The sequence below is a fragment of the Bradyrhizobium sp. B025 genome, assembly GCF_042257955.1.
GTDB lineage: Bacteria > Pseudomonadota > Alphaproteobacteria > Rhizobiales > Xanthobacteraceae > Bradyrhizobium > Bradyrhizobium diazoefficiens.
Genome location: NZ_CP170150.1, coordinates 6,118,199 through 6,136,500, shown reverse-complemented (window position 1 = coordinate 6,136,500; position 18,302 = coordinate 6,118,199). Strand labels below are relative to the sequence as shown.

Annotated in this window: 18 protein-coding genes and 2 pseudogenes; 10 read left to right on the top strand and 10 right to left on the bottom strand. The window is 62.1% G+C overall.

Translation table 11 applies throughout. The annotated features are described in order from the left end of the window. Positions 1 to 71: 71 nt before the first annotated feature. The 3 genes from ACE10W_RS28880 to ACE10W_RS28870 are packed head-to-tail and all read right to left on the bottom strand — an operon-like array spanning position 72 to position 3,791. Positions 72 to 2,279 (bottom strand): xanthine dehydrogenase family protein molybdopterin-binding subunit, encoded by a 2,208-nt coding sequence (locus tag ACE10W_RS28880; RefSeq protein ID WP_271552106.1) that lies wholly within the window; start codon positions 2,277 to 2,279, stop codon positions 72 to 74. A gap of 7 nt (positions 2,280 to 2,286) precedes the next feature. Further along, positions 2,287 to 3,303: a xanthine dehydrogenase family protein subunit M gene (locus tag ACE10W_RS28875; RefSeq protein WP_011087966.1), complete on the bottom strand. Its 1,017-nt coding sequence runs from the start codon at positions 3,301 to 3,303 to the stop codon at positions 2,287 to 2,289. Next, on the bottom strand, positions 3,300 to 3,791 hold the full coding sequence (locus ACE10W_RS28870) for a (2Fe-2S)-binding protein (protein WP_028171505.1): 492 nt from the start codon (positions 3,789 to 3,791) through the stop codon (positions 3,300 to 3,302). The genes ACE10W_RS28875 and ACE10W_RS28870 overlap by 4 nt, the downstream gene beginning before the upstream one ends. Before the next feature lie 242 nt (positions 3,792 to 4,033). Here ACE10W_RS28870 and ACE10W_RS28865 point away from each other — a divergent pair. Both ACE10W_RS28865 and ACE10W_RS28860 read left to right on the top strand, forming a co-directional pair. Beyond that, a pseudogene (locus ACE10W_RS28865) lies at positions 4,034 to 4,150 on the top strand (cysteine hydrolase); the annotation flags it as partial. 379 nt (positions 4,151 to 4,529) lie between these two features. Further along, on the top strand, positions 4,530 to 5,402 hold the full coding sequence (locus ACE10W_RS28860) for a hypothetical protein (protein WP_011087963.1): 873 nt from the start codon (positions 4,530 to 4,532) through the stop codon (positions 5,400 to 5,402). Between the two features lie 200 nt (positions 5,403 to 5,602). Here ACE10W_RS28860 and ACE10W_RS28855 read toward each other — a convergent pair. Beyond that, positions 5,603 to 5,780: pseudogene (locus tag ACE10W_RS28855) on the bottom strand (formate dehydrogenase accessory sulfurtransferase FdhD); the annotation flags it as partial. 293 nt (positions 5,781 to 6,073) lie between these two features. Between ACE10W_RS28855 and ACE10W_RS28850 the strand changes: the two are divergent. From ACE10W_RS28850 to ACE10W_RS28815, 8 genes are all read left to right on the top strand, one after another. Further along, positions 6,074 to 7,741 carry a peptidoglycan-binding protein gene (locus ACE10W_RS28850; RefSeq protein ID WP_231166502.1) on the top strand — a complete coding sequence of 556 codons (1,668 nt, stop codon included), beginning with the start codon at positions 6,074 to 6,076 and terminating at the stop codon, positions 7,739 to 7,741. Positions 7,742 to 8,217: 476 nt separating this feature from the next. Beyond that, positions 8,218 to 9,762: an FAD-dependent oxidoreductase gene (locus ACE10W_RS28845; RefSeq protein WP_028171508.1), complete on the top strand. Its 1,545-nt coding sequence runs from the start codon at positions 8,218 to 8,220 to the stop codon at positions 9,760 to 9,762. A gap of 258 nt (positions 9,763 to 10,020) precedes the next feature. Next, the gene (locus ACE10W_RS28840; RefSeq protein ID WP_011087959.1) at positions 10,021 to 10,650 is read left to right on the top strand and encodes a phosphatase PAP2 family protein; all 630 of its coding nucleotides are present in this window, start codon (positions 10,021 to 10,023) and stop codon (positions 10,648 to 10,650) included. Further along, positions 10,637 to 11,245, top strand: coding sequence for a cupin domain-containing protein (locus ACE10W_RS28835; RefSeq protein ID WP_028171509.1), 609 nt, complete (start codon positions 10,637 to 10,639; stop codon positions 11,243 to 11,245). The genes ACE10W_RS28840 and ACE10W_RS28835 overlap by 14 nt, the downstream gene beginning before the upstream one ends. Continuing rightward, complete coding sequence (locus ACE10W_RS28830; protein ID WP_028171510.1) at positions 11,242 to 11,589, top strand: DUF3147 family protein; 348 nt, start codon at positions 11,242 to 11,244, stop codon at positions 11,587 to 11,589. The genes ACE10W_RS28835 and ACE10W_RS28830 overlap by 4 nt, the downstream gene beginning before the upstream one ends. Beyond that, a complete protein-coding gene (locus tag ACE10W_RS28825) occupies positions 11,586 to 12,068 on the top strand; it encodes a DUF3147 family protein (protein ID WP_011087956.1) in 483 nt (160 codons plus the stop codon). The genes ACE10W_RS28830 and ACE10W_RS28825 overlap by 4 nt, the downstream gene beginning before the upstream one ends. Before the next feature lie 222 nt (positions 12,069 to 12,290). Then, complete coding sequence (locus ACE10W_RS28820) at positions 12,291 to 12,746, top strand: response regulator transcription factor (RefSeq protein ID WP_370198462.1); 456 nt, start codon at positions 12,291 to 12,293, stop codon at positions 12,744 to 12,746. 11 nt (positions 12,747 to 12,757) lie between these two features. Then, positions 12,758 to 12,919 carry a hypothetical protein gene (locus ACE10W_RS28815; RefSeq protein ID WP_156149845.1) on the top strand — a complete coding sequence of 54 codons (162 nt, stop codon included), beginning with the start codon at positions 12,758 to 12,760 and terminating at the stop codon, positions 12,917 to 12,919. A 108-nt stretch (positions 12,920 to 13,027) separates the two neighbouring features. Here the strand turns inward: ACE10W_RS28815 and ACE10W_RS28810 are convergent, their stop codons facing one another. The 6 genes from ACE10W_RS28810 to ACE10W_RS28785 all read right to left on the bottom strand — a co-directional run bounded on the left by ACE10W_RS28810 (position 13,028) and on the right by ACE10W_RS28785 (position 18,212). Then, positions 13,028 to 14,302, bottom strand: coding sequence for a hypothetical protein (locus ACE10W_RS28810; protein WP_271552107.1), 1,275 nt, complete (start codon positions 14,300 to 14,302; stop codon positions 13,028 to 13,030). Then, on the bottom strand, positions 14,302 to 15,582 hold the full coding sequence (locus tag ACE10W_RS28805) for an NAD(P)-binding domain-containing protein (RefSeq protein ID WP_271552108.1): 1,281 nt from the start codon (positions 15,580 to 15,582) through the stop codon (positions 14,302 to 14,304). The genes ACE10W_RS28810 and ACE10W_RS28805 overlap by 1 nt, the downstream gene beginning before the upstream one ends. Positions 15,583 to 16,230: 648 nt before the next feature. Next, on the bottom strand, positions 16,231 to 16,593 hold the full coding sequence (locus tag ACE10W_RS28800) for a hypothetical protein (RefSeq protein WP_028171512.1): 363 nt from the start codon (positions 16,591 to 16,593) through the stop codon (positions 16,231 to 16,233). Between the two features lie 229 nt (positions 16,594 to 16,822). After that, the gene (locus ACE10W_RS28795; protein ID WP_028171513.1) at positions 16,823 to 17,089 is read right to left on the bottom strand and encodes a hypothetical protein; all 267 of its coding nucleotides are present in this window, start codon (positions 17,087 to 17,089) and stop codon (positions 16,823 to 16,825) included. 545 nt (positions 17,090 to 17,634) lie between these two features. Then, positions 17,635 to 17,928 carry a hypothetical protein gene (locus ACE10W_RS28790; RefSeq protein WP_271552109.1) on the bottom strand — a complete coding sequence of 98 codons (294 nt, stop codon included), beginning with the start codon at positions 17,926 to 17,928 and terminating at the stop codon, positions 17,635 to 17,637. After that, a complete protein-coding gene (locus ACE10W_RS28785; RefSeq protein ID WP_011087938.1) occupies positions 17,925 to 18,212 on the bottom strand; it encodes a hypothetical protein in 288 nt (95 codons plus the stop codon). Before ACE10W_RS28785 ends, ACE10W_RS28790 begins: the two co-directional genes overlap by 4 nt. Positions 18,213 to 18,302 lie beyond the last annotated feature (90 nt).

The window sequence follows — 18,302 nt, the reverse complement described above, 5'->3', positions numbered from 1 at the left end:
CGTAGAAGACGCGCTGGCCATACGGCATGGATGCGCGACGAGCCTCGCTGCGGGAACACTTATCTAGCGCATCAGGCGAGGAGCTTGTCGAGCGTGATCGGGAAGCGGCGGATGCGCTTTCCGGTGGCATGATAGACGGCGTTCGCAATTGCTGCGGGAACGCCGACGATGCCGATTTCGCCGAGACCCTTGACGCCCAGCCGGTTGATGCGATCGTCGCGCTCTTCGACGAAGATCACATCGATGTCGTGAATGTCGGCATTCACGGGGAAGTGGTACTCGGCGATATTCGCGTTCATAATCCGGCCGAACCGGTGATCCATCACCGTCTCCTCGTGCAGGGCCATCCCGATTCCCCAGACCACGCCGCCCATGATCTGGCTGCGGCCGGTCTTGGTGTTGAGAATCCGCCCGGCTGCGACGGCGCTCACGACTCGCGTGACGCGGATGACGCCGAGCTGCTCGTCGATCTTCACCTCTGCGAATACGGCTGAATGCGTGTTGCGGGCGTGCGACTTGTCCTCCGCGAAGTGGTTGAGCTTGTGCTTCTCGATCCGTTCGAGCTTGCCGTAGCGCATCGCATCCGTGATCGGGACCGCACGGCTCTTCTCGCCGTTGCTGGCGATGGTGCCGTCGACGAGGATGACTTCGGCCGCATCGATACCGGCGAGGGGCGAAGAGGGCATTGCACTGGCGAGGCGCGCGAGCTCCTGGCGAATGTCTTCGGCTGCTCCCAGTACCGCATGCGCGCTCGATGCAGCCATCCAGGAACCGCCCTCGACGGGAGCTTGCGGCAGGGTCGAGTCGGCGAGCTTGACGCTAATGTTCTCGATCGGCAGCCCGAGTGCATCGGCCGCCACCTGCGCCACGATGGTGTAGGTGCCGGTGCCGATGTCGGACGCCGCGCAGGATACCTCGGCATGGCCATTGGCGCTCAGCACGATGCGGACCGCGACCGGCATCTGCAGCGCCTCCCACACGCCTGTCGCCATACCCCAGCCGACCAGCTCCTTGTCATCACGCATCGAGCGTGCGGCGGGATTGCGCTTGCTCCAGCCGAAGGCCTCCGCGCCGCGGGCGTAGCATTCGCGCAGCTGCTTGCTGGTGTAGGGCAGGTCTTCGCTCTGGTCGCGATCCGAGTAGCATTTCAGCCGCAGTTCGATGGGATCGAGGTTGAGCGCGAGGGCCAGCTCGTCCATGGCGCATTCGAGCGCGCAGACGCCCGAAGCTGCGCCGGGCGCGCGCATGTCGCAGGGGGTGGAGACGTCGAGGCGCGCGAGCTTGTGGGAATAGTGGCTGTTCCGGCTCATGTAGAGCTGTTCCGCCCAGCCGCTGTCGTTGCGCGCGAAATCCTCGTACCGCGAGGTGATGGCCGTGGCCTCGTGCGTGACCGCCTCGAGCGTGCCGTCAGGCTTGGCGCCGATCCCGACGCGCTCGATCGTCGCCGGCCGGTGACCGAGCCCGTACATTTGCTGTCGCGTCAGCACCACGCGAACGGAGCGCTTCAGAGCGAGCGCGGCAAGCGTTGCCAGCACCACCTGATATTGCGGCCTCAAGCCGGAGCCGAAGGCCCCACCGACATAGGGCGAGAGCACGCGGATTTCATCGGGCTTTTTGCCGAATACGCTGCAGAGATATTTGTGGACGTTCAGGACGCCTTGCGTCTTGTCGTAGACCGTGAGCCTGCCGTTGCCGTCCCAGACGACCGTGGTTGCATAGAGCTCCATCGGATTGTGATGCTCGGTCGGAATGAAGTAGTCCGCCTCGTGCCGCACAGCCGATCCTGCGAGCGCGCCTGCGGCATCGCCCCGCGGCTCGTGCGGCTTTTTCACCTCAGTCGCCTTGTTGCGCCCGGCTTCGAGATCGGTCGCAAACGCCTGTTCCTGCTGATATTCGACACGCACCAGCGTCGCGGCGAATTTCGCGGTTTCCCACTCCTCCGCCACGACCAGCGCGATCGGCTGACCGTTGAATTTGATGCTGTCGTCGTAGAGCGGACGGAACGGCGAACCTTCGTCCGGCGCCACCTCGTCCTTCCAGGCCTCGTCCTTGTCGGCGAGCGGCGGGCGATGCGCATGGGTGAGCACGTCGAGGACGCCCGTGACCTTCAGCGCCTCGCTGGTGTCGAGGCGGGCAATGCGTCCGCGTGGAATTGTGGCCTCGACGACGAAACCGTGGACGAGTCCGTCGGCGGTGAATTCGCCGGCATATTTGGCGGCCCCGGTGACCTTGGCCCGACCGTCGACGCGAGACGTTGCTGTTCCGACATAGGCGTTCATCGGTCCCTCACGCGATCTTCTTGTGAGCTTGCGATTGCGGCGTGGCGCTTGCGGCCTGCATCAGCGTCCGCACGATGGCGCGGCGTGCCAGCTCGACCTTGAAGCCGTTATGGGCAGAGGCCCTCGCGCCCTGCAGCAGGAGATCGGCAGCGTGCGAGAAATGCTCCACTGTTGCCGCTTGGCCGCGTAGCGCCGCTTCGGCCTCAAAGCTGCGCCAGGGCTTGTGGGCCACGCCGCCGAGCGCCACGCGTGCCTCGCTGATCGCGTTGCCCTCGAGTTCGAGCGCGGCCGCGACCGAGACGAGGGCGAAGGCATAAGACAGGCGGTCGCGGACTTTCAGATAGCTGTAGTTATGGGCAAAGCCGCGTCGCGGCAGTTCGATTGCCGTGATGATCTCGGCGGTATCGAGATTGGTATCGATGTGAGGCGTGTCGCCAGGCAGCCGATGGAAATCGGTCAATGCCATCGTCCGCTCACCGGATGGGCCTGCGATGTGCACGAGCGCGCCGAGCGCAGCCAGCGCCACGCTCATGTCGGACGGATTGGTCGCGATACAGGCGGCGCTCGTGCCGAGGATCGCATGATTGCGGTTGAGGCCGTCGATCGCCGAGCAACCGCTGCCGGGAGTTCGCTTGTTGCAGGGCGTTGCCGTATCATAAAAATAGGCGCAACGCGTTCGCTGCATCAGATTACCGCCAACGGAGGCCATGTTGCGCAATTGCGCCGAAGCTCCGGCGAGGATGGCGCTGGCGACCAGCGGGTAGCGCTGCTCGATGAGCGGATGGTAGGCAAGATCGGAGTTCGGCAGCAAGGCGCCGATGCGCAGGCCTCCGTCAGCCGTTTCCTCGATCTTGCGGAGCGGCAGGCGAGAGATGTCGATCAGCCAGGACGGCTGCTCGACGTTTTTCTTCATCAGGTCGATCAAATTGGTGCCGCCGGCGATGAGCTTGGCACCGGGATGGGCGGTGAGCAGGAGGATCGCATCGGCGACGTCGGCGGCGCGGGAGTACTGGAAGTTGATCATGGCCGCCCCACTGCCTGCTGGATGGCGGCGACGATGTTGGGATAGGCGCCGCAGCGGCAGAGATTTCCGCTCATCAGCTCCCGGATCTCGTCAGGATCCCCGGCGCGACCTTCGGCGAGCAAACCGGCCGCCGAACAAATCTGTCCCGGCGTGCAATAGCCGCATTGGAAGGCGTCGTGGTCGATGAAGGCCTGCTGCAATGGATGCAGCGCGCCATCCCTGGCAAGACCTTCGATGGTCGTGATCTCCGCGCCGTCCGTCATGACGGCGAGCGTCAGGCAGGAATTGACCCGCCGACCATCGACCAGCACCGTACAGGCGCCGCATTGACCGTGATCGCAGCCTTTTTTGGTGCCGGTCAGCGCAAGATGGTCACGCAATGCGTCGAGCAGCGTGGTCCAGGGCACGAGGTCCAGCGTGCGCCTGACGCCATTGACGACGAGGTTGGTTGGGATGCGATTGGCAACTTGATTTGCGACATCAGCCATGTCGTTTTCCCTGCGGTGGAGGCCGAGCTGAGAAGTCAAACCTGCTGGCGCGAGTGCGCCAGTTTCCGCTCGCCATTCGCGCCCAACGGTCGGCCAATCGCTTGGTTCCATGCGGCTGCTCGGAACGGAACCTGGGCCCTCACGATCTCATTCGAATCCCGGGTGGGGCAAGTGGTGCATCGACGAGGGACAGCGAGTCGGAAATCCCCGACATCCGGGATGCGGTTCACCTCTGCATTGACATGCAGAACATCTTCGCCCCTGGCGGCCTCTGGGAAACTCCCTGGATGGACCGGGTTTTACCTGCGATCGCGGACATAGCATCACGCTACCAGGTGCGAACCGTATTCTCTCGCTATTTCCGTTTTCGGCTGAACCTACGCTCGACGGGTGCCGAAAGCAGAATGTCGGGGCGGGGAAGCGGCTTCTGGCGCTAGGCGGCCATTGAGCAAGCGAACGGGCTAACGGGCGCGTTTGAGCGACGGCGAGCCAATCGATAAGCTGCCGAGAGCCTATTCGGCGACAGTCGCAGCAATGACGCACGGCAATCGCAGCGAATAGCGCTAGCGTGTTGCATGGCATCATTAGCATCCGACAGGAACCTTCCGAACCAAGTGCAATTATCAGGCCGGAGCGGAACTGGAGGACTGAAATGAACCAGCTGATCTATCTGATCGGGCTGATCGTCGTGATAATGGCCATCCTTTCGTTCTTCGGTCTGCGCTGAGGACTTCGATCATGACCATCGAAGCTCCCACGCTCATCGAAGACGAAGCGCTGACAATTCCCGATCAGGGGCGACATTTGCGATGGACGCCCATCGTCGCAGGCGCGTTCGTCGCGACGGCATTTACCTTTATTCTGGTGACCTTTGGCGTCGCCATCGGTCTCGGTGTCAGCTCAACCTCACCAACCTGGCGAGACGCGTCTCCCGCGCTGTCGCTACTCTCTGGGCTCTATTTGATCTTGCAGGCGATCGTCAGTTTTGGTCTGGGCGGCTACATTGCAGGGCGAGTTCGCGGCGGCATCGATGCGACGAGCGGTGCCGAAAGGGAGATGCGCGACGGACTTCATGGGCTGGCGGCATGGGCGCTCGCGGTTCTACTTGGCGCTGTCCTGGCAGGCATTGTTGGCGCGGCCGCGGTCAATCGCGCGTCTTCATCGACGACATTGGCCAACAATACGGTTGCCGAGCCGCTCCTGAGCTACGAACTCGATCGGCTGTTGCGCTCCCCGCGTCGGCCTGCGAATGCCGAGATCAGCGCCGAACGCGCCGAGGCGGGCCGGATTCTCATGACCTCGTCGAGCCACAACGGTGTGAACGGAGATGACCGGACCTATCTGATCCAGCAGATCCAGGCACTGACGGGCCTTTCGGCCGGCGACTCCGAGCGGCGGGTCGATCAGGCCATAGCGAGCTCGAAAACAGCAATCGCTCATGTGCGTCGCAGCACGATCGTTCTCGCGTTCTCCTTGGCCGCGGCCACACTGCTCGGGGCTGTGAGCGCTTGGGCGGCGGCAGTTGCCGGCGGTCGGCACCGCGACGGCGCGCCGCTCCCGGAGTGGATCGCCTTTGCCGGATTAGAGCCAAAGAGAACGGCCGTGCCATAGGCTCCAGTCCGTGGGCAGACCGGCGTGCCAGCCCATTCGATCGTGGCGGTGCCGCCGGACGCCAGGGCAGCGATTGCGGCCTTTCGGGCCAGATAATCGTGCGGCACATCATCAGAGAATTCCGGATCAGAGAATTCCGGCGAAATGGCTGAAGACTCTATTCGCGTCCGCTTGCGATGCCGACCAGCTGTTGGCGTTGCAGCCGTCCGTATTGCGAGCGCGGCAGGCGCTGAAATTGCGATGATGAGCGCCGATTGCGGCGATCCTTTGCACCATCTCCACCGATATCCGGCTCGTGAGGGCGACGGCGCCAGCGCGTCCCGACACTCCCTCCGCCGCGAGGGCGCCGGCAAGCTTGTCGAGCGCATTGTGGCCGCCATCAAAGCAAGGTTTTTCTTGAACGGCTTCTTGCCTCGTCCGGGTGACTCGCCCGAGAAAACTATCCTGACTGCACTGTTGGACTTACCCCGTAGGGAACATGAAGCTTCCTCAGCCTGACCAGTTCCGTCTGGTGCTGCGGTCAGGAACGTTCCCAGTACCGTCTCGTTGTCCGAACAGAAAGTCGGATTGCACTTCGCGCCGCGTCGTAGCGCGCGATGGATTTCAAGTTTTGTGAATCCGAAAGTGCCGATCGAAGACACTGCGAGCAATGAATATTGGAGGAGATGCAGATGAGCATGAGAAAGAGTAGGTTCCTGTTGTCCACAGCAGTGCTGCTCGCTGGCGTCAGCCTGGCGGCGGCGCAAGGCATGCGTGAAGGTGGAGGCGGCGGAATGGGTGCCGGCGGCGCCGCGGAGCACGACAAGTCCGGAGGCGGAACGTCGCAAGGTCCGGGCGGTGCATCGCGCGGTGAAGGCATGACGCAGGGCCGGGCCGCGGAGCCACGCGGAGGCCGGGCGGAAAGCCCTGCGGGCGGTCAGTCACGCACCGAGCGTGGCGAAGGTATGAGAGAGGGCGGCCGCGTTACGGAGAGAGGCCAGGCCGGTAAGGATCAGCAGGGGCAAAAGGACCAAACCATCGGCCGGCGTCGTGGCGATCGCGACCAAACTCGTCAATCCGAGCAAAAGTCGCAAGACAAGGCTCAGTCCTCGGGCAAGCAAAACAGTCAGACCGTCGGACAGGGGCGCGGCGAGCGCGACCAGACGCGACAGTCCGAGCAAAAGGCGCCACAGGGCCAGAAGGACCAGAGCACGACAACCGGCGCCAACACCAGACCGAGCAATGCTCCTGCCCCGGGTCAGGCCACGCAGGGTCAGACGACGCAGGGTCAGATCTCGCAGCAGAACCAGGGCGCAGCGACCGGCACCCAAGCCACTGCGCCGGCGCAAAACCAGAGTACGACGACCCAGAGCATGTCGGGCCGCGTGTCGGTCAATGCGCAACAGCAGACAACGCTGCAGCAGTCGGTGCTCAGCTCGCGCAACGTGGCGCGGGTTAACGCCAGCTCGATCAACTTCCAGGTCAATACCGGCGTGGTGGTGCCGAGAAGCATCAACGTGGTGTCCGTCTCGGCCTTTCCGGCGCTGATCGATGTGTTCCCGGCCTTCCGCGACGACAGCTTCTTCGTCGTCGACGACGAGATCGTGGTCCTCGATCGCAGCCGCCGGATTGTAGATGTTGTTCCGGCCGGGCCGCGGACGCGGTTCAGCCACGCCGGCAGGATCGGCGGTGGAGGTGGCGGTGTCAGCGGCGGCAGCGCCGCTGCGCTTAATCTGAGCCCCGAGGAAATTCGTGTCGTGCAGCAGGTGCTGATCGAGCGCAGATTGCTGACCGGTGAGGCGGATGGCGTGCTCGGCCCGCGGACGCGCGAGGCGTTGATCACCTTCCAGCGGCAGCAAGGCATCCAGGCCAGCGGCTCGATCGATATCAGCACGGTCTCGGCGCTTGGCGTCTCCAACAAGATCAGTGCCACCCAGAGCCAGACCACGACTGGTCAGGGACAGACGAGCCAACAGCAGCCGGCGCAACAGGGCACGACCGGACAGAACACCGGTCAGGCCAATGCTCCGGCGCAGCAGGACCAACCGACAACGGGCCAAGCGCAGCAGAACCCGCCCACGACAACCGGGCAGGCTCAGCAGAACCAACCGGCAACGACCGGGCAGGCTCAGCAGAATCAACCGGCAACGACCGGACAGGCCCAGCAAAACCAGCCGGCAACGACGGGACAGAGCGGGACGCAACAGCCTTCCGGTCAGACGACCGGACAAGCGGCGCCTCCGCCCCAAGGCAACAATCCGCCGGCCGCCAACCAGAATATGCCGTCCGGGCAGCCCAACCAGAGCAATCCTCCGGCATCGAGCCAGCCGGCCGACAATTCTCAAGGCAAGAAGTATTGAGGACGTGATGCTGAGCCCCGCTTCGGCGGGGCTCTTTTTGTGCCGCGGTACCGCGGAGCGTTAATCGCGTCCGCACGATCCACTGCGGCCGCGGCCGAAGCTGTCCGTGGCGAGAAGGTCATTCGAGTGACAGTTCGCGTTCGACCGCCACGAGTTGCTTCCCGACAACGAATATGGAGGCTCATGAGGGCTTTGTACGCCAGTTGGCGGCAGCGCCAGGCGGGGATTGGACGCTTCTCGCGACTCTGATCTCTGATCGGCTCAGAAGAACCCGGAACCGGGCGTGCCACCTCCTATGTGCGCATCCTCTGACCGGCCTCGGACGCGAGAAGGCATTCTTCTTTCCGCAAATGCTAAAGCTGCACCATGACAGTCCATTCGGGCCTCGTCGGCACATATGGGCTCGAACGCGGAGGCCTCTGTTCAAAGGAACGGTTGCGCTTTGCCCTTCGTTTGTATTCCGGAGGACAAACGCCATGAACGTGCTGGATGAAGATACCAAGTCGCTTTGGATGGAGACGTTCATCCCGGCGGCTTCGCGCTTTTCGGGGCAGGCACGTGCCGACGTCGGCGTGATCGGCGCCGGCATCGCCGGTCTGTCGGTGGCCTATGAACTGGCCGCGCGCGGGCGCTCGGTCATCGTGCTCGACCGCGGCAGAATTGGCAGCGGAATGACGGCGCGCACCACCGCCCATTTGGCAACGGCCCTGGACGACGACTACAAGGAATTGATCAGGGTTCGGGGTGAGGATTGCGCCCGGTTGTACTACCAGAGCGTCGCCGCCGCGATCGACCGCGCGCAGGCGATCCAGTCTGCCGAGGGCATTGACTGCGATTTCCGCCGCGTCGGTGGTTATTGGGTGTTGGCGCCGGAGACGTTGCCATCGCATCTGGATGAGGAATTCGAAAGCTGCAGGAAGCTGGGAATCCCCGTCGAGCTTTGCAGCGATCCGACACCAATCCATCACGGCGGTTTTGCGCGCTCGCTTCGTTTTCCCCGACAAGCGCGCTTTCATCCGACCAAATACCTTGCCGGATTGGCGAAAGCGCTGCATCGGCGCGGCGCCAGGCTTTACGGTGACACCTGCGTCGAGACGATCGAGCACGGCCGCGGAGAAATCGTTCTGAGGACGTCAGGCGGCGAGGTGCGGGTCACGGACGTCGTCGTTGCGACGAACTCGCCCGTCAGTCTGCGCGTCGCGATCCATACCAAACAGGCGCCCTATCGCACCTATGTGATTGCGGCCAAAGTCCCGGCGGGCTCGCTGCTGGATGCGCTGTATTGGGACACGCTCGATCCCTATCACTATGTCCGCCTGCAGCCGAGCTCGGCGGATGAGGACATCGTGATCGTCGGTGGTGAAGACCACAAGTCCGGCGAAGCCGACGATGGTCAGGCGCGCTTTTCCGCGCTCGAACAATGGACGCGCGCGCGGTTGCCGATGATCGGCAAGATCACCCATCGCTGGTCGGGCCAAGTGCTCGAACCCACGGACTTCACCGGCTTCGTCGGACGCAGCCCGGACGAAGAGCATGTGTTCCTCGTCAGCGGCGATTCCGGGCAAGGCATGACGAACGGCCTGGTGGCAGGTCTCTTGATTGCGGACCTGATTACAATCGGCGGCAATAACTGGGAGGCCGTCTATTTACCCGAGCGCAAGGTCTTCAAGAATATCACGACGTTCATCAGCGAGAACATCACGCCACTCAAGAACTTTGCCGAATATCTCAGCGCCGATGCACTCGCCTCGGTGGAGCGGCTCCGCCTGGGAGAGGGCCGGCTCGTTCGCAGCGGATTGAAGAAGATTGCCGCCTGCCGCGACCGCGATGGCAAATTGCACCTTTTGTCGGCGAGCTGCACCCATCTTGGTTGTGTCGTGCATTGGAATTCGCTGGAGCAGTGTTGGGATTGCCCCTGCCACGGTTCTCAATTCGCGCCGGACGGTACCGCGCTCAATGGGCCCGCCGTATCTCCGCTCGCGCCGGTGGAAAGTTCACCGAGTGTCCAGGCAGCGGAATAGCGACAGGTGACAGCCGCGGAGGAAGAGGCCTGCCACATCGTCTACTTCGGCGGACTCCCCATTCACGCGGCATGACATCGGCTCGCGTCCGACGGATCCTCGGGGAGTTCGATGTGATCTACCCGCAATGGGTAGCAAGGGCTGTTCCGAGCGTTCGCTTGCGTTGGGCGAGAATCATACGGCGGAAGGCTGATTGTCGATGACAAGCAGCGGAGCGCGATCAGAGGTCTTTATGGAGCGAAGTTGATCGCTTGAGCCATGTTCAAAATTGCTAGAGTTTCAGCAAGTCGCCTTAGAGGGCCAAGCTTTCCGGTCACTGTCCGGCCGACCAGAGCGGATGTCGTGGCCGCACGCTTCATCGCCCGTAACACTGCGCCGGCTCCAGAGATGGTAGCCCGCGCCCTGACTTGGGGCGCCGACGAGAAGGTCCTTCTGGTCCTCGCGGCGGCTGGTTGGCTTGCGTCGCGGGGGCGAGGCGAGCCGCTGCGGCGCGCCGGCAACCATGCTCTGCTGGTCACGGTCGCGGCGTCGCTGCTGCCCCATGGTTTGAAGCTTCTGTTCGACCAGACCCGACCGGACCGCAGGACAGTGATCGGACACCTCCACGGCGTCCCATTTTCCGGGAAAAGTGAGGACGCCTTTCCCTCCGGCCACGCACTGCACATGGGAGCCTTGGCATCGGCGGCCGGTGCGATGCCGGCCGGCCCCCGTCGGGCGATCCGCGCCATTGCGGTCGGCATCTCGCTGACGCGCTTAGTCGTCCTGGCGCACTGGGCGAGCGATGTCGTCGCAGGTTTCGCATTGGGAGCGGCTCTTGAACGGTTCCTGCGGCTGTGCACCGGCTACCCGCTCGATGCATCAACGGAGAACGATCATGCCGACCCTTGAGTCTCTAAAGCGGTATGCGGAACGCGCCACCGGTTTGCGGCGCCCCGGTAAGCGGAAAGCTATGGACTTCGCGCAAGCGCGAAACCCGCACACTGTCCGCTTCAAGGATGACGGTCTCATCCCCAATCATCCGCGATGGCCCCTAGTCATTTATCGCCGGGCAGTCAATCTCGATGAACGCTACGACCCCGCGGCGGAGATCGAAGACCTGTTCGAGGCGAACGGATGGGGCGATACTTGGCGCAACACCATCTACGACTACGTTCATTACCACTCCCGGATCCATGAGGTGCTCGGCATCGCGCGCGGCAAGGGGCGCGTTCGATTTGGCGGAAAAAAGAAGGGTAGAATATTCACGTTGAAGGCCGGCGATGTCGCCGTCCTGCCCGCCGGCACAGGGCACCAGTGCCTGGGGGCAGACGATGACTTCCTCGTCATCGGAGCCTACCCGCCGGCGGGGACTTACGACGAATGCACGACGGTGGAGGACCGTCCACGCGCCCTGAAGAGCATTCCGAAGGTGCCGCCGCCGCGCAAGGATCCGGTCTACGGGGCCGGCGGGCCGCTCGGGAGACTCTGGAAGACGACAAAATGACCGAATACATCGTCCGCTTTCTCGTTGGGGGCGCCGTTGTATCAGCTTTCGCGATGCTGGGAGATCTTCTACGTCCTAAGAGCTTCGCCGGTCTCTTCGCGGCCGCACCCTCGGTCGCGCTCGCAACGCTCGGGATTGCGGTACACCAGCACGGGGCGCACTATGCGACCCTGCAAGCTCAGGCGATGCTCGCGGGGTCGATCGCGCTCGCCGTCTACAGCGTCGTCGTTTGTCAAATCCTCGTTCGCGCCCGACTGCGAGCGTTGCCCGCCACTTTGCTATCTCTCGTCGTCTGGCTGATCGTAGCCTTCGGCGTGCTGACCCTTGCCGGGGGACAGACATGATGCCGATCCGCTTTTCGCCGTCATCTCTCAAGGAAGGCCGCTGGTACGAATACCTGATCCGATTCGCGCTCGGCGGCACCGCGACAGTCTTCGCCGGCCTCGTCAGCAGTCGCTATGGAGCCTCTATCGGCGGGCTTTTCCTCGCCCTTCCGGCGATCTTCTGCGCCAGCGCCACGCTGATCGAGAAGCATGAAATCCGCCGGAAGCGGGAGGCGGGCCTCGCCGGCGAGCGCCGCGGGCGAACGGCGGCCGCGGTCGACTCCGCTGGCGCCGCGCTCGGCGCGCTCGGCATGCTGGCCTTTGCGATGGTCTTTTCGTTGACGGCGGAAACCAGCATCGCAGCCGCCTTCATAGGTGCATCGCTTGCTTGGCTGGTCATCTCGATGGTGGCCTGGTACGTGCGGCGCAAGACGCGATCAGTGCGGAGAGGGCGGACGGAACAAAAAGGCGGCGGCTCCGCGATTGGGCGAAGCCGCTGAGGTCGATCCACGCTCGCGCTCGACGCCTTCCTGTTCACACCCTTGCGCAGCGCAACCGTATTGAGTTTGGTGTTCGCCGCCTTCTGACTAATGATTAGATCAACGTGATACTCTTTGGTGTCCGAAAAAACCGAAGTTAAGGCGTTCGATGTTTGGGCGTGCAGTCCGCTTCACAGTTGTCCCCGTGGAAGGGCCTGGCTAAGCTCGAGATTCGAACGGTGCATGAACCACCGGTTCTGCTCTTGCTTAGGTTCCGCGAAGGCCTGCTGTACTTCGTGCTCCATTGGTTGGATTGCCCAGCTACGCTCGGAAAGTGAACCATTCCAGCGCTCGCGACGTTTTCCACAACTGGAGGACGTGAGGACGTATAATGAGGGCCAGAAAGACATGCGGGTACTGATCGTCGACGACCATCCCGTTGTGGTAACGGGCTGCCGGGCTTTGTTCACGTCGGACCCTTCCGTCGAGATCCTGGAGGCCTTCAATGCAAAGGAGGGCCACCGCGCGTACCTGCAGAAGCATCCCGACGTCACGGTGGTTGACGTGAGGCTTCCGCAAAGCCAGGCGATCTGCCGATCGAATTTCCAACGTCGGTCTGGCTTGCAGCCAATACCCGCGCGGATAAATCGCTTGGTATCAGCCTTTCACCGAGCTTGCTCGCACGCGCGGATGAAGTGATCGAATAGATCATGCTATCCACCGTCAACGAAGCCAAGCGTTTCGTGAAAAGCAATCCGGCGCTGCTTGACATCGCGCAGAACCTGCGCAGCAGGTTGCAGAGTGCAAAAACATTCCAAACAACTTCTCTGGTTTTCTTACTTCAAACCTGCTGCAGTCAGTTGGGGCTTTAGCCAGGTCCGCGGCTGGTTGGCGGCGACGGTCCTTGCGAGACCAGCGACCCGGGCACCCGATCGAACGCTCCACTCTCAATCAAGTGAAACAGGAGGTGCAGGTGCGCGTCACCCATGGGGCGCTCTTCGGATTTTGCTGCCCTCGGCTTCCGACCTCCGGAATAGGTAATGCAAAAAACGTATCCCTTTCGCCACGCCTGCCATGGCAAGGCGTATCCAAATCACGATGAAGGGAAAGGGATCACTCCGTCTGAACCAGGCGAATTCCCGGGCGCCTTTGAGTGATCGCCACCAATCTCTGACCGAGAGCTGGCGGCCCAAGAGGTCGTGTACGCTGGCTAGGCAGTCATAGGGCTCGACCACAAATACTCGGCCATCGATCTGTGGCGATCGCCGCACGCACTGACCCGTGAGATCGCGATAAAGCGCTCTCGCAACGTCAATTCTGTCGCTATCCTCGAACAATCGAAACTGTGCGCCGATACGCGGGTTGAAGTCGAGGAGCTTGTATTGACCGTCTCGTTTATCGAACCGATAGTCGATGTCTATTATACCTGCATAGGAAACCGCTTTGACGAGAGCCTCGGCCTGTTGGAGGAGCGCGGGGTTGGTGACAGATCTGCCCAATGTTGCAGAACCGAAGCGGGACGGATAAGAGCGCAGCTTTCTGCCAGTGAAGCCGGCCAGGCACTTCGAGTCCGCGTCGCAATATCCATCAAAGAGCCAATCCTCGCCATCACGAATGTATTCCTGGATCAGCAGGTTATGAGGAACCTGTGCTTCCGATCGGCGGTAGAGATCTAGGAGTGCCCGAGGGGAGGAAACGATGGAGGGTTTGATCTTAGGATTGAGCCATGGCTTCGATGGCTTCACCACAACCGGGAAAGCTGCGGTCTCAATAAACTCGTAGACCTCTGAAATCGTGCCGGGTGATATTGCCTGAGGGCATGGTACCCCGAGTTGCTTGCACAGTGTGTGCAGCTGAGATTTGTCGGCTAAGCTCCGTGGAATGTCTGATCGCAGCTTCGGAAACAAGAACCACTGCCGCAATGTGACAGCCTCTTCGGCAATCAGGATCGCGCCGACGTCGTCCGTTGGAATGAGGATGGTCGGCAGTTTCAGCTGTCGTCCAATCCTTTCCAGTCCTTCGAGCAGCCGCGATCTTGGCAAGTCGCGGGTGTCCCAAACGAATTTTCCCGTCAGATATTTGGAAAGGCCGGCCGGTGCGAAGCGATCCTCGATGACTGTAAATACTGGAACATCGAGCATTCCCAAGGTTCGAATGATACCGAGGCCGCCATGATGCAGGGCATAGCGGCCCGTTTTCAGGATGAGAACCGGGAAGGGCGGCAAGCCTTCGTTCGCACTCGCCATTTGCTTCATCAAGCGGTTCGATTGCGTGTGGAAGCAATTTCGACAGAAACTGACGACGGAGAGCGACGTTGCTCACGGCCAATGGCGCTGGAGATGCGCTCGGCTGCATACTGAGTGCCGCATAAGAACCGCATCACCGGTCCGAAATTGTATGCACTGGCTATGCCGGTGAAATAAAGGCCCGGGATCGAGGACTCGAAACTGGGCGACAGCGACGGAGCATCTTGCACGCAGCGCAACTCGGATATCAGCCTCTGACTCAGGAATGGGAGTGATCCAACATTGAAGCGATAGCCGGTCGCGGCAATGACGTGGTCAGCGATCAGTTGGCGGGACGTCCCTTCTGGGCCATCGACGTGCAGAACCACTTTGCTGCCTTTCGCTTCGGCTTCTCGCACGCCCTGACCGAGCAGTATCGGGACACGGCCCACGACCCGCTCTTTAAGCCACCAGGAACCCGATGGGCCAAGCACCTCTAGAGACGTCCCGCGACGTTGCCCGTACGTCCGCACCACATCGACGCGTATTTGCTCGGGCAGATGATAGAACGCCAGCGGAGCGGCGGCGCAGAGCCATAATTTAAGCCCATTTCCCATCGGCGACTCGGGCCGGCGCAGCCGTTGCCATAACGATCGTGGCCCAGGTTTGGGGATATCATGCCACTCGATTGACGAACGCCGCACCAGCAGCGTTACCGTCGCTTGCGCCTCGTTCAAGAGAGCCGCCGTCTCGAGCGCGGATTGACCGCCGCCGATGACGACTACTTCGCGCCCCTTGAATTTGTCCAAATCGTGATGGTTGCTGCTGTGCGACAGCAACTCCGCAGGCAATTTCGCCAGTTTAGCGGGGATGTATTCGGCATGCGACAGACCAGTTGCGACAACCACCTTTTTGGCCCTTACTTCTTCACCCGTGGCCAGTCGCAATTGAAACCTGTTGGTCTGTCGATCCAGCATGGTGACTGATACATCTTCAACCATTGGAACGAGCCGCTGCTGAAACGCTACGGCGTATCGGGAAAATGTTTCACGTGATACGGGTATACCCTCGTAGGGCAGCGCTTCCTCTTCACAGAACTGCTGCAGAGTGCAACGGCCGGCCGGATCCGCGAGGTTGGAAGCGAATCCTTCAGACTTGAGGAGCATGCCCGCCGGCATTTGCGTCCGCCAGCGATGCATTGGTGAGCCAAATATACGGAACTCCACGCCGCGAGACCGCAAGTAAGCCGCGGTTGAGACGCCAAACGGCCCCGCACCGATGACAGCTACCGGAAGATCGACGTCGCTCATAACTTCCTCTCCTGTTACGGTCTTGGGACGTGCCGAAGTCACTTTGAGCAAGTTTACGCAAAAGGATTTGAGATAAGAACCGTCGATCGAGTCTCGTCGGAGACTGAGCGGCGGCAAATTGTGAGTACTCCGCAAGGTGATCCTGGAGACCGCTTGCAACGTTTCATGCCCATCGGCGCTCTGTCGGTTGCACGCACATTTGAGCACGCTTGCTGATGAGGTAGAGCTGGCAATGAAGTCTAAGCAGGCTGGCTAAGGCCGCTCGACCGACGCGGCCTTATGTTTTGCCGCCTGGATTACAGGCGCAAGTCCGCTCTCTTGAGGAGAGGCTGGCCGAGCAGAGACTGGCACGCATCTAAGCGATTGGTTGACCTCGCCCGGGCTCCGGCCGGCCAAGCTAACGTGACCATTCGTCTGAAGCGACAGCGATCGTCCCATCCGAGATGGGCGATATGAAGTCTCTGTGCAGGCAAGTTGGTCTTCGCGCACCGTCGAACAGAACGATGAGGCCCGTGGTCCGGCGGCCCACTTCGACGACGATGCCACTCCGATCAGCCAGCCCCGGACATCGAGCGGCACCAAGCTTGCTCATTCTGAAACGCGTACCGACGGCAATCGGGTCGTTCTTAGCCTGCGTCTGTCCTGGCATCACGTGGCACCCAGCAGCGGCAGCGCGAGCTGCACGTCGAAGCGGGAAGTGGCGTTGGCGGCGATAAATTCCTGCAGCGCTGGCGGGATATCGACGTCGTTATCAGTTGCCCGCTGTGCCAGCGCGTCAGCGACATCGGAGGTGGCGTCCCGTGACCAGCCTTCGCCCGGATTGAAGCACGCAATCCGAACCGGATGGGCGTACTGGCCTGACAGGAGATGCCTGAGGATAGTCTCGAGATCAGTATCGGTTTCGTCGGTCTCGCGCCAGGCGCAGCCGGCGCGGACGCCGAAGTCCTGGATGACCAGATAGATGTCGCGGTCGAGGCGGTCGGCCGGCACGATCGAGGGCGAGGAACGCATACGCAAACTCCAACACAGACCGTGGCGGAGAGACGGCCCCGGCTTCAGGGGGGCGTTTGGGGTAGGCCGGGGCCGCTCCGCCAGCTCGGACAGCGAGCCGGCGAGATTCAAATACCGCGCGCCCGCGTGGTTCCTGCAAGGAATGTCAACCCGTAAATTTCCCACGCGATGGCAGCGCCTCCGGTGCGGCCTGCCGCTCCGGTCGGCGCGAACGCGGTGGGCCATGCCATCAGCGCTTGAGCAGATCTTCGCCCTGCGGAAGCAACTTCACAAAGGTGCCGCTCTCATGCAGCTCGAGCCAGCCTTTCTCGACCGCGTAGCGAATGCCGGCGCCGAACTCCGCGCCGGTCGCCTTGCAGCCGTTCTTGGAGAGGAACCGCGCGTTGATCTTCTCGATGTGAATGCGGCCGTTGATTGGTTCGAAACCGGCGGCAAGCTCGAGGAGCTTGCGCGCGGCAACCTGCGGATCTGCGAAGGGGCGGGTCTCGATGTGCATGAAAGAGGCCGCCAATTGAGGCGGCAAAAAAGGCCCCAGCTCGCGGGGGGGCGTTGGAGCTGGGGCCACTCAGGGTGCCCTTGGGGAAGGGCACCGGGAAAACTTGGCAGGCGCCTTGTCGTTCCTCAAAAACAAGGGCCGCCGACTTGCCGTCAGCGGCCCCGTCCGGGTTTCAATAGTTCCGAGATCAAATGGCCTAGCCAGCCCCGGATTGCCGATTTTTCCCGATCCTCAAGGTTCTCGCAACCACATATGTGAATCGCCTAGTTGATTTTTTCGCTGCCCCCTCTGTGCGGTTGCGGCCGCCGATGTAGCCGTCGCCGTCGGTCTTTGATTTAGCTCAATGACCCCGCTTGGTCCCGCCCGCTCGCTGGGGCCATGAACCAATCCGACAAGTCGGATTCAGCTAAGCCGCAACCTCCTCGACCGACGCGCTTGGATGAGGTGCGGCAGGCCGTTGAAGAGTACGCTGCTGAACTCCGGGAGATCATCAGGAAGCTCCGTCAGAGGCTGCTGCATTGAGGCCGCCTCAGTTGGCGGCTTCTTCATTGATCCCGCTTCAGCTTGCGTCGTCCCCAATGCGGTTCCTTGCCCTTGGGATTGAGCTCCGGGACGTAGTGTCGGTTCAGCGCCCGCATGACCCCGATACGGGCGAACATCGTCGGCCCGCCGCGCTCGACCACCAGGAGCAAGGCTTCCATCGCCGCGCGCCACTCGGGCGCATTATGCTCTTTCTTCGGCAGCCCAGCGATGTACTCGCCGGCCTCGCGCAGCGTGGCTAGGCTGCGACCATCGACCTCGATCGGCTCCTCGAAAGGGCGCCCCCAGCCTTTGATCATTGCATGTTTCGGTACCCCATGATTGCAAACTGCGGGTTGCCCCGCTCGAAGTCCGGCCGAACGTCGGCACCGCGAGATCCGCAGCCCTGGCAGACAAATCGCGGCTCGAGATCCGATAGCCTTACATTGTCAGGCCAACGGTCGGCATCCCAGGCAACGTGATGGCCGCAATGGCAATAAACCAGGACGCCACGCAAGCCCATTTCGCGCATCTCGCCGAAGGTGATCTTGACGGGACGGCCGTCAACATGCGCGGGCGTGTGGCGTCGAACAGGACGAGGCATGCCGAGATCAAAGCGCCGTCGTGAGCACCTTGCAAATTATCGATTCCTAGCGGCTCGGGAAGCGCGCGAGCTACTGCCGGTCGTGGGTGT